The organism is Nocardia sp. NPDC004415, from assembly GCF_053602435.1.
The window spans coordinates 1-11,839 of sequence record NZ_JBSGDP010000099.1 but is presented as its reverse complement, the minus strand read 5'-3'; the positions used below and the strand labels follow the sequence as shown (position 1 = coordinate 11,839).

Sequence of the window (11,839 nt, the reverse complement as noted above, 5' to 3'; positions counted from 1 at the left end):
GCCGCCGCCGACGGCGCGGCACGCGCCTTGAACGAGACCCCGACCCAACTCGGTGTGCTCCGGGCGGCGGGCGTGGTCGACGCGGGTGCCCGCGGCCTGCTGGTCCTGCTGGACTGCCTGGTCGCGACTGTCTGCGGCCACGCCCCGACCCGAGACACCTATGCCCGGAAACGGGCAGACACCGGCCCGGACCGGCTCGCCCCAGAGCTGAGTGTCCAGCCCGCCCCGACAACCGCAGCCGACCGCATCGCCGTACGGCCTGGTAGTGCCGTGCAGCCCGGCGATACGGAAGATCGCGGTGACGTGGGATGGGCAGGCGAGGACGACTGTGACCATCCGCTCCCGGAGCGTGCGCCCGACCCGCATTTCGAGGTCATGTACCTGATCTCGGGGAGCGACGAGGACGCGGCGCGAGGGCTGCGGGATCGGCTGGCTGTGCTGGGCGACTCGGTGGTGGTGGTCGGGGACGGGGACGGGACCTGGTCGGCGCATGTGCACTGCCGGGACGCGGGGGCGGCGATCGAGGCGGGGCTCGCGATCGGACAGCTCAGCGGCGTACGGATCGAGAGTTTCGCGGTGACCGCGCCGCACGGCGGATATCACGAGGAGATTCTGGCCGTGCCGGGTACCGGCCGCCCGGTCGTCGCCGCAGGCGGCCCCACGCCGGACATCGTGGGTTCGGGCGGGCACAAGAGGGACTCCGAAGTTTCGGGTGGGCAGAGAGTCGACGTCAGGGTCTCTGGCACGTGCACAGGGGACCCCGGCGCCACGGATCGGCCCACTGGGGTCGACGCCACAGCCTCGCCGGACGCCGCAAGTCACGGGGCAGCGGGCATCGGCGCGGACTCGCCCGATCGGACGCACCCGGCGCCCGGGCCGCAGGCCGAGACCGGCGAGGCCGATCGCGGGATCCTCGCCGTGGTCTCCGGGGACGACGCGGCCCGGCTGTTCGCCGACGCCGGTGCGGTGGTCCTGCGGGGCGACCGCCAGTTCGACACCAGCGCTCTGCTGCGTGCCATCCGCTCCATGTCGCATCGCGAAGTCCTGGTCCTGCCGAACGGCGCGCTGCCCGCGCAGGAGTTGGTCGCCGTCGGTGTCGCCGCGCGTGACGCCTCGCGCGACGTGCTGCTGCTGCCGAGCGCCTCCATGGTGCAGGGCCTGGCCGCGCTGGCGGTGCACGATCGGGGACGGATCGCGGTCGACGACGCCTTCGCCATGTCCGAGGCCGCCGCGACGACGCGGTGGGGTGCGCTGCGGGCCGCGCGGGTGCGGGCGCTGACCATGGTCGGTACCTGTTCCCCGGGTGACGGGCTCGGCCTGGTCGGCCAGGATGTGGTGGTGATCGACCCGGACGTGGTCGGCGCCGGACGGATTCTGCTGGACCGGATGCTCGGTCTCGGCGGTGAATTGGTGACTCTGCTGATGGGTGCCGACGCGGGCCCCGAGCTGGGACAGGTACTCACCGACCATGTGACGGCCGGGTTCCCCGGTGTCGAGGTGGTGGTGTATTCCGGTGGGCAGCAAGCGGATCTGGTGCAGATTGGGGTCGAGTAGACGATGGCGACACTGAGTGACCGGCTCGATCACGTGCTGGGCGTGAAAGCGGCCGAACGGCTGACCGAGGCCTTCGACATGACCACCGTCGAAGACCTGCTGCGCCACTATCCGGTGCGCTACGCCACCCAGGGCCAGCCGCTCACCGAGGAGGAGCCGGAGGAATCCGCCCACATCACCGTGATCGGCCGCATCACCAAAACCGAACTGCGCCCGATGAAGAACCGGCGCGGCTCGCTGCTGAAGGTGCAGCTCGACACCGGCGCGTCCCGGCCGATCGAAGCCACCTTCTTCAACGGTGACAAGGTGCGCTATCTGGTGAAAGAGGGTGTGCGGGCGATGATGTCGGGCACCGTGCACTGGTGGCGGCCCGACCGCTGGAACCTCTCGCACCCGGACTATCTGATCCTGCCCGACAAGGCCGAGGCGGGGGTGGAGGAGCTCACCTCGGTGCGTGGCAGCGGTGCGCTGCGCGGGCTGGCGCAGAGCGCCAAAGGTGCCGGGGGAGTGGACGCCTCGTTCTTCGAACGCGAATTCGTGCCGGTGTATCCGGCGACGGCCAAGGTGCAGAGCTGGGATCTGCTGGCCTGTATCCGCCAGGTGCTCGACCAGCTCGACCCGATCGAGGACCCGCTGCCCGCCGACCTGCGCGAGGAACGTGACCTGCTCGAGGTCACCGACGCGCTGCGCCTGATCCACCTGCCCGAACACAAGCTCGATATCGAAAGGGCCAGGGAGCGGCTGCGTTTCGACGAGGCGCTGGCCCTGCAACTGGTGCTCGCCGAACGCCGTCACGAGGTCGAGGGCCGCACCGCGCCCGCCTGCCCGCCGCGAAACGACGGCATCGCCGCCGCCTTCGACGAGCGCCTGCCGTTCGAGCTCACCGAGGGCCAGCAGCAGGTGATCGACGAGATCGGCGCCGATCTGTCGCGCACCCGCCCGATGCACCGCCTGCTCCAGGGTGAGGTGGGCTCGGGCAAGACCATCGTGGCGCTGCACGCGATGCTCCAGGTGGTCGACTCCGGCCGTCAGTGCGCGCTGCTCGCACCGACGGAAGTGCTTGCCGCCCAGCACTATCGGTCGCTGCGCGCGATGCTCGGCGACCTGGGTACGGCGGGCGAACTCGGCGCGGGTGAGCACGCCACCAAAGTGGTGCTGCTGACCGGGTCCATGTCGACCTCGGCCCGCAAGGCCGCGCTGCTGGACGCGGTGACCGGCGAGGCGGGCCTGGTGATCGGCACGCACGCCCTCATCCAGGACGCGGTCGAGTTCTTCGACCTGGGCCTGGTGGTGGTCGACGAACAGCACCGCTTCGGCGTCGAGCAGCGAGATGCCTTGCGCGCCAAGGCCAAGAACGGCATCAGCCCGCATCTGCTGGTGATGACGGCCACCCCCATTCCGCGCACCATCGCCATGACCACCCTGGGCGACCTGGAGACCTCCACGCTCACCCAGCTGCCCAGGGGCCGTTCGCCGATCACCTCGAGAGTCGTCGCGCGCAAATTGCATCCGGGCTGGGTGGAGCGCGCGTGGGAACGGATCCTGGAAGAGGTCGGGCAGGGCCGCCAGGCGTATGTGGTGTGCTCACGCATCGGTGAGGACCCCGACGCGCCGCCCGCCAAGGGTAAGAAGGCCGCCAAGCAGGAGGAGAAGGAGGGCCCGACCACCCAGGCCGCCGTGGACATGTACGAAACGCTGAGCGCGGGGCCGCTGGCCGGGGTCAGGGTCGGGCTGCTGCACGGGCGGCTGCCGTCCGACGAGAAAGATCACGTGATGCGCCAGTTCAACGACGGCGCCATCGACGTGCTGGTGTGCACCACGGTGGTCGAGGTGGGTGTCGACGTACCCAATGCCACGGTCATGGTGATCGTCGACGCCGACCGCTTCGGCGTGAGCCAGCTGCACCAGTTGCGCGGCCGCATCGGGCGCGGCAAGCATCCCGGCCTGTGCCTGCTGATCACCGACGCCGCGCCCGGCGGCACCGCCATGGCGCGGCTGGAAGCGGTCGCCGCCACCACCGACGGGTTCGAACTGTCGGTGCTGGACCTGCGTCAGCGTCGTGAGGGCGACGTGCTCGGCTCCGCGCAGTCCGGCACGGCCCGGTCGCTGCGACTGCTGTCGCTGCTCGACGACCTCGAGGTGATCACCGCCGCCCAGGACCTGGCCCGGCAGGTGGTCGCCGAGGACCCCGGCCTGGTCAAGCATCCGGGCCTGGCCGGGATGATGCACGCCGCCGTGGACGGCGAGCGCATCGAATACCTGGCCAAGTCCTGAGTCAGCGCGGCAGCCGGGGGTAGGGCAGATCGGTGCTGGTGTGCTCGGCCACCGCGAGCGCGCGGCCGATCTGCGGGAACGCCCGCTGCGGGCAGGACGGACGCTCGCACACCTTGCAGCCCGCGCCGATCGGCACGGCCACCTGCGGGTCGTCGAGCTGGATGCCCTGCGAGTACACCAGCCGGTCGGCGTACTCGATATCGCAGCCCAGCGCGATGACGAAGTTCTTCGACGCACCGCCGAAACCCTGCGGCGCGGGCGGGGTGGTGCGCGCGATCCACAGGTAGCGGCGCCCGTCGGGCATCTCCGCGATCTGGGTGAGGATGCGTCCCGGATGAGCGAACGCCTCGTGGGTGACCCACAGCGGGCAGCTGCCACCGACCCGGGAGAAGTGGAAGGCGGTGGCGGACTGGCGTTTCGAGATATTGCCCGCCCGGTCGGTGCGTACCAGGAAGAACGGCACCCCGCGCTGCCCCTGCCGTTGCAGGGTGCTCAAGCGATGGCAGACCGTCTCGAAACCCACCTCGAAACGCAGGGCGAGCAGGTCGACGTCGTAGCGCAGTTCCTCGGCCGACCGCAGGAACCGGCCGTAGGGCAGGATCAGCGCCCCGGCGAAGTAGTTGGCCAGCCCGACCCGGGCCAGCGTCCGCGATTCGCCGGTGAGCGCACGGGATTCGGCGAGCACATTGTCGATCTCGCGGCCGTAGAGCAGCAGGCCGAGGGTCGAGGCGATCTGGAAGGCGCGCTGGCCCGGGCGCAGCCTGCGAGCCAGGGTGAGCGTGCGGGTGTCGGGGTCGTAGTGGCGTTTCGGGATGGTCGGGTCGGCGCCGTCGCCGCGCACCAGCACCGTCACCCCGGCGCGTTCCTCGGCGATGCGGGCCAGCTGGCGGTCCAGCGAGCCGATGCTGAGCCCGGATTCCTCGAACAGTTGCTCGGCGGCGTGATCGAGGGTGGAGATGTGATTGCGGTGGTCGTAGAAGAAGTCGCGCACGTCCTCGTAGGGCATCGGGGTGCCGGGGGCGCCGCTGGGGTTCTCCACCCGCGAGGACAGCAGGTCGAGCTGGTCGGTGGCCGCGCGCAGCCGCCGGTGCATGGCGATGACGATGCGCGCCACCTCCGGCAGCCGCGTCGCCAGTTCCTCGACCTCGGTGATCGGCGCGGTGTCGCCACCGCCTGCTGCCTCGACCAGGACCTCGTGCAGATCCGAGACCAGGCGCGCGTCGGAGTCGGCGGCGAAGAACTGGACATCCAGGTCGAAGGTCGAGTTCAGTTTCAGCAGAACGGGAATGGTGAGCGGGCGCTGGTCGCGCTCGAGCTGGTTGAGATAGCTGGGTGACAGATCCAGCGATTTCGCCAGCGCCGCCTGGGTCATCCGCCGTTCTTCGCGCAGCCGTCGTAGCCTGGCCCCCGCGTACATCTTCCGCACGCCGAAGATCCTAACGCTCAGGGTTCGCAACGTTTGCTGAAAGTGGCGATTACCTCGGGAGATGTCCAGTCCAGCAAGGGATTTTATCTGTTACTACTTGTGCGTAACGTGCGAAGAGCCGCAGGGCGGTTCGATCTCCCCCTCATGAAGACCGAAACGCCCCGCGGCCGCGCACGCGATCCCGGACGGAAAACGCCCGCCCGGGACCGCGATTCACCAGGTGTTTCCCGGCTACCGCAGCTGTTTCCCGGCTACCGCAGCGCCGCGGCGGCGGTCACCAGATTCCGCAGCGACGCCTCGACCTCCACCGGGCCGCGGGTCTTGAGGCCGCAGTCCGGGTTGACCCAGAGACGCTCGGCGGGAACGGCTTTCAGCGCCGCCGCCAGCGAGGTGGTGATCTCCTCGACCGAGGGCACGCGCGGGGAGTGGATGTCGTAGACGCCCGGGCCGACGCCGAGCGCGAAGCCCGCCGCGTTCAGGTCGTCGAGGACCTCCATGTGTGAGCGCGCCGCCTCGATGGAAGTGACATCGGCGTCCAGGCCCGCGATGGCCGAGATGACCTCACCGAACTCCGAGTAGCACAGGTGGGTGTGCACCTGGGTGGTGTCGGCGACACCGGCGGTGGACAGGCGGAACGAGTCCACCGACCACTGCAGGTAGGCGGGCTGGTCGGCCGCACGCAGCGGCAGCAGCTCGCGCAGGGCGGGCTCGTCGACCTGGATCACCCGGGTGCCCTGGGCCTCCAGGTCCACCGTCTCGTCGCGGATCGCGAGGGCCACCTGGCGGGCCGACTCGCCCAGCGGCTGGTCGTCGCGCACGAACGACCAGGCCAGGATGGTGACCGGACCGGTGAGCATGCCCTTGACCGGCTTGGTGGTCAGCGACTGGGCGTAGCCGATCCACGACAGCGTCATCGGCTCGGGACGCGAGACGTCACCGAACAGGATCGGCGGACGCACGCAGCGGGTGCCGTAGGACTGCACCCAGCCGTTGTCGGTGGCGGCGAAGCCGTCGAGCAGCTCGGCGAAGTACTGCACCATGTCGTTGCGCTCGGGCTCGCCGTGCACCAGCACGTCCAGGCCCAGCTTCTCCTGCAGGGTGATCACCTCGGCGATCTCGGCCTGCATCCGGCGGACGTACTCGGCCTCGTCGATCTCGCCCTTGCGCAGCGCGGCGCGAGCCAGACGGATGGCCGAGGTCTGCGGGTAGGAGCCGATGGTGGTGGTCGGCAGCACCGGCAGGTCGAGGTGCTCGCGCTGCAGGGCGCGGCGCTCGTCGGCGGGCAGGCGGTTCAGGTCGCTCTCGTCGAGCGCGGCCAGGCGCGCCCTGACCTGCTCGACGTGCAGGCGCGGATCGGTGCGCCGCGACTCGGCGGCGTCGCGCGCGGCGGCCAGTTCGGCGGCCACGGCGTCGGTGCCGGTGGTCAGCGCGGTGGCCAGCACCCGCACCTCGGCGACCTTCTCGGCGCCGAAGGCCAGCCACGAGCGCAGCCGCTCGTCGAGCCCGGTCTCGGGGGTCAGCGAGTACGGCACGTGCAGCAGCGAGGACGAGCTGGACACGGCCACCGACCCGGCGCTGCCCAGCAGCGTGCCCAGGGTGCTCAGCGCGGCGTCGAGATCGGTGCGCCAGATGTTGCGGCCGTCGACCACGCCCGCCACCACCAGCTTGTTCGCCAGCGCGGGCAGCGCGGCGAGATCGGCGACCCGGGTGCCCGCGGTGAAGTCGACCGCCACACCCTCGACAGCGGTGTCGGCCAGCGCGCCCAGGGCGGCGTCGGGGTGCCCGAAGTAGGTGGCGACCAGGATCGCCGGGCGCCGGTCCACCGCCGAGAGCTGGGTGTAGGTGTCGCGCACGAGGGCGACCTCGGCGTCGGTGAGGTCGGTGACCAGCACCGGCTCGTCGATCTGCACCCACTGCGCGCCCGCGTCGGCGAGCTGGGTGAGCAGGTCGGTGTAGAGGGCGATGAGCTCCGGCAGCCGGTCCAGGGCCGCGCCGTCGGCGGACTTGGCCAGCTTCAGGAAGGTGATCGGGCCGACCACCACCGGGCGGGGCGCCACGCCGAGCTCGATCGCCTCGGCCAGCTCGGCGAGGAGCTTGTCGGGGTTGAGCGAGAAGACGGTGGCGGCGTCGATCTCCGGGACCAGGTAGTGGTAGTTGGTGTCGAACCACTTGGTCATCTCGAGCGGGGCCACGGTGTCGATGCCGCGCGCGGCCGCGAAGTAGCGGTCCAGCGGGTCGGCGATCCCGGCCACGCGCGGCGGCAGCGCGCCGAGCAGCACGGCGGTGTCGAGCACCTGGTCGTAGTAGGAGAAGGTGCCCACCGGCACCGAGTCCAGGCCCGCGGCCTGCAGCTCGAGCAGCTGGGCGCGGCGCAGCTCGCGGCCGACGGTGTGCAGGTGGCCCGCGTCGGCGCGGCCGGCCCAGTAGGCCTCGGTCGCGCGCTTGAGTTCCCGGTTCGGGCCCACCCGGGGCAGACCGAGAACCGTTGCGGTGAAAGGAGTGTGCGAAACAGTCACGGAAGTTTCTCCAGTGCGGTACGGACGGCCCTCACCATGCGGGCAGACGCCAACCGCCGGACCTTCCGTCGCGCACGCGGCAGGTCTGTGGGTGGTCCGCGCGCCCGATCCACGAGGCGGTGGCCGCCGGATACGGCGTATCCGGCACAGTCGGCAGGTCTTCGGACTCGCGGGCACCGGTCGTGTGTGTCGACCGACCTACTGGCCGTCGCTTCCCAAGCCTTGGACTCAGTGCGTGATGACGGCGGTCGTTCCTGCATACCGCTGCGGGACAGTCCCGGATTCCCACCGGGTTCCCTCTTCACCCGGCGCCGGGGAACCGGCGGCGGGCTTCGACACCGGCGCGGGAGGTCGGGGCTCCGACTCTTCCACCGCGCAGGCGAACCAGCTGCACCCACCAGCATAGGGGGTCGCGGGCCCGACGCTCACCCGGACGTCTCGAACAGGGGCGTGACCTGCGCGTTGCCGCCGCATCGCCGACCGCACGGGCGGGTGACTCCCGCGGTGAGATGTGACGGTCCGATTACCGCGACTTCGCAGGTCGGGGAGTGTTCGGTGTGAAGACTGTGGCGAAGTCACCTTGCGTGCCGAACCCCGCTCGCGGGCCGGGTACCGTAGGCCAATGTTCTCGAAAGTCTTGGTCGCCAATCGCGGCGAGATCGCCATCCGCGCCTTCCGCGCCGCCTACGAACTAGGCATCGGAACGGTCGCGGTGTTCCCGTATGAGGATCGCAACTCCGTGCACCGTCTCAAGGCGGCCGAGTCGTATCAGATCGGTGAGGAAGGTCACCCCGTGCGGGCCTACCTCTCGATCGAGGCGATCGTCGAGGCGGCCAAGTCGGCCGGCGCCGACGCGATCTACCCGGGATACGGCTTCCTGTCGGAGAATCCCGATCTGGCCGCGGCCTGCGCGCGCGAGGGCATCACCTTCATCGGGCCCTCGGCCGAAGTGCTCGAGATGGCGGGCAACAAGGCCACCGCGATCGAGGCCGCCCGGGCCGCGGGCCTGCCGGTGCTGAAGTCCAGCGAACCCTCGGCCGACATCGAGCAACTGCTGGCCGCCTCGGCGGAGCTCGAGTACCCGATCTTCGTCAAGGCCGTCGCCGGCGGTGGTGGCCGTGGCATGCGCCGGGTCGCCGCGCCCGAGCAGCTGCGCGAGTCGATCGAGGCCGCCTCCCGCGAGGCCGAATCGGCCTTCGGCGACCCGACCGTGTTCCTCGAGCAGGCCGTGGTGAACCCCCGCCACATCGAGGTGCAGATCCTGGCCGACCAGCACGGCAATGTGATGCACCTGTTCGAGCGCGACTGTTCGGTGCAGCGCCGCCACCAGAAGGTGATCGAGCTCGCGCCCGCGCCCAACCTGGACCCCGCACTGCGCGAACGCATCTGCGCCGACGCCGTGGCCTTCGCCCGGCAGATCGGCTACAGCTGCGCAGGCACGGTGGAGTTCCTGCTCGACGAGCGCGGCAACCACGTGTTCATCGAGATGAACCCGCGTATCCAGGTCGAGCACACGGTGACCGAGGAGATCACCGATGTCGACCTGGTGCAGGCCCAGATGCGCATCGCGGCGGGGGAGACCCTGGCCGATCTCGGCCTGAGCCAGGAGACGGTCTCGATTCGCGGCGCGGCCCTGCAGTGCCGGATCACCACCGAGGACTCGGCCAACGGTTTCCGCCCGGACACCGGTCGCATCACCGCCTACCGCACCCCCGGCGGCGCCGGTATCCGCCTCGACGGCGGCGCCAACCTGGGCGCGGAGATCGGCGCCTACTTCGACTCCATGCTGGTCAAGCTCACCTGCCGTGGCCGCGATCTGCCCGCCGCGGCCGCGCGCGCTCGCCGCGCCCTGGCCGAATTCCGCATCCGTGGCGTGACGACCAATATCCCGTTCCTGCTGGCCGTGCTCGACGATCCCGATTTCCAGGCGGGCCGGGTCACCACCTCGTTCATCGACGAGCGCCCGCAGTTGCTCACCTCGCGCGGGTCGGCCGACCGTGGCACCAAGATCCTGAGCTACCTCGCGGACGTGACCGTCAACAAGCCGCACGGTGAGCGGCCCACCACGGTGTACCCGTACGACAAGCTGCCCGCCATCGATATGACGCTGCCGCCGCCGGACGGGTCACGTCAGCGGCTGTTCACCCTCGGTCCCGACGGTTTCGCCCGGGCGCTGCGTGAGCAGAAGGCGCTCGGCGTCACCGACACCACCTTCCGTGACGCCCACCAGTCGCTGCTGGCCACGCGGGTGCGCACCAACGGTCTGCTCGGCGTGGCCGGGCACGTCGCGCGGCTGACCCCGGAACTGCTCTCGATCGAGGCATGGGGTGGCGCGACTTACGATGTGGCGCTGCGGTTCCTGCACGAGGACCCGTGGGAGCGTTTGGCCGCACTGCGCGAGGCCGTGCCGAACATCTGCTTGCAGATGCTGCTGCGTGGGCGTAACACCGTGGGTTACACGCCGTACCCGGAGCAGGTGACCCGGGCGTTCGTCTCCGAGGCGGCGACCACCGGTATCGATATCTTCCGGATCTTCGACGCGCTCAACAATGTCGACCAGATGCGCCCGGCCATCGACGCGGTGCGCGAAACCGGTACGGCCATCGCGGAAGTCGCGTTGAGTTACACCGGTGATCTGCTCGATCCCGACGAGCAGCTCTACACCCTCGACTACTACCTGAAGCTCGCCGAGCAGATCGTGGACGCTGGTGCGCACGTCTTGGCGATCAAGGACATGGCCGGGCTCCTTCGCGCACCGTCGGCCGCGAAACTGGTGACGGCGCTGCGCAGCAATTTCGATCTGCCGGTGCATGTGCACACCCATGACACTCCCGGCGGTCAGCTCGCTACCTACCTGGCCGCGTGGCAGGCCGGTGCCGATGCCGTGGACGGTGCGTCGGCGGCCATGGCCGGGACCACCTCGCAGCCTGCCCTGTCGGCGATCGTCGCGGCCGCCGCGCACACCGAGCGCGACACCGGCCTGAATCTGCAGAATGTCTGCGATCTGGAGCCGTATTGGGAGGCGCTGCGGAAGGTGTACGCGCCGTTCGAGTCCGGGCTTCCGGCGCCGACCGGGCGTGTGTACACGCATGAGATTCCGGGTGGTCAGCTGTCGAATCTGCGTCAGCAGGCGATCGCTTTGGGTCTGGGTGACCGGTTCGAGGAAGTCGAGGCCAAGTACGCGGCGGCGGACCGGTTGTTGGGTCGTCTGATCAAGGTGACGCCCTCGTCGAAGGTGGTCGGTGACCTGGCTTTGGCGCTGGTGGGTTCCGGTGTGGAGATCGAGGACTTCGCCGCTGATCCGGGTCGTTATGACATTCCGGATTCGGTGATCGGTTTCCTGCGTGGTGAGCTCGGTACCCCGGCCGGTGGCTGGCCGGAACCGTTCCGTAGCAAGGCGCTGGCCGGGCGTAACGAGCCCAAGCCCGAGGTGCCGCTGAGCCCGGCGGATCAGAAGGGACTGGATGGTTCCTCGCTGGAGCGTCGCGACACGCTCAACCGGTTGCTGTTCCCCGGCCCGGCCGCGGAGTTCCGGAGCCACCGGGAGAAGTACGGCGACACCACGGGTCTGTCGGAGAACCAGTTCTTCTACGGATTGCGCCGCGGTGAAGAGCATCGGGTGCAGCTCGAGAAGGGTGTCACGCTGCTCATCGGCTTGGAGGCGATCTCGGAGCCGGATGAGAAGGGTATGCGCACGGTCATGTGCATCATGAACGGGCAGTTGCGCCCGGTCGCGGTGCGTGATCGTTCGATTGCCTCGGAAGTTCCGGCGGCGGAGAAGGCCGACAAGAACAACCCCGGCCATATCGCGGCGCCGTTCGCCGGTGTCGTCACCCTGGCCGTGGGCGAGGGCGACGAGATCCACGCGGGCGACACCATCGGCACCATCGAGGCGATGAAGATGGAAGCGGCCATCACCGCGCCGCGCGCGGGCGTGGTCGGCCGGATCGCGACCGCGAAGGTCCAGCAGGTCGAGGGCGGCGACCTGCTGGTGGAACTGGCTGCGCGCGAGTCGGAATGACCCGCATCGTCGCGGGAACGGCCGGCGGGCGGCGCCTGAAGGTGCCGC

Annotated in this window: 5 protein-coding genes and 1 riboswitch; of the genes, 3 read left to right on the top strand and 2 right to left on the bottom strand. The window is 70.0% G+C overall.

The features are described from left to right. Together ACWEMY_RS28355 and recG are read left to right on the top strand one after the other, a co-directional pair. Nucleotides 1-1,554: DAK2 domain-containing protein (locus ACWEMY_RS28355; protein WP_452392480.1), on the top strand; the 1,554-nt coding region annotated here is incomplete at its 5' end. 3 nt (nt 1,555-1,557) lie between these two features. After that, nucleotides 1,558-3,828, top strand: a complete 2,271-nt coding sequence (gene recG, locus ACWEMY_RS28350; RefSeq protein WP_452392479.1) for an ATP-dependent DNA helicase RecG — start codon at nt 1,558-1,560, stop codon at nt 3,826-3,828. A gap of 1 nt (nt 3,829) precedes the next feature. On the opposite strand, the gene ACWEMY_RS28345 is transcribed toward recG, so the two are convergent. Both ACWEMY_RS28345 and metE read right to left on the bottom strand, forming a co-directional pair. After that, nucleotides 3,830-5,254, bottom strand: a complete 1,425-nt coding sequence (locus ACWEMY_RS28345) for a short-chain fatty acyl-CoA regulator family protein (RefSeq protein ID WP_375929292.1) — start codon at nt 5,252-5,254, stop codon at nt 3,830-3,832. Nucleotides 5,255-5,505: 251 nt separating this feature from the next. Continuing rightward, nucleotides 5,506-7,770, bottom strand: coding sequence for a 5-methyltetrahydropteroyltriglutamate--homocysteine S-methyltransferase (gene metE, locus ACWEMY_RS28340; protein WP_452392478.1), 2,265 nt, complete (start codon nt 7,768-7,770; stop codon nt 5,506-5,508). A 135-nt stretch (nt 7,771-7,905) separates the two neighbouring features. Next, nucleotides 7,906-8,109: riboswitch (cobalamin riboswitch) on the bottom strand. A 283-nt stretch (nt 8,110-8,392) separates the two neighbouring features. Here metE and ACWEMY_RS28335 point away from each other — a divergent pair. Beyond that, entirely contained in the window at nt 8,393-11,791 is a 3,399-nt protein-coding gene (locus ACWEMY_RS28335; protein WP_452392477.1) for a pyruvate carboxylase, read from the top strand. Nucleotides 11,792-11,839 lie beyond the last annotated feature (48 nt).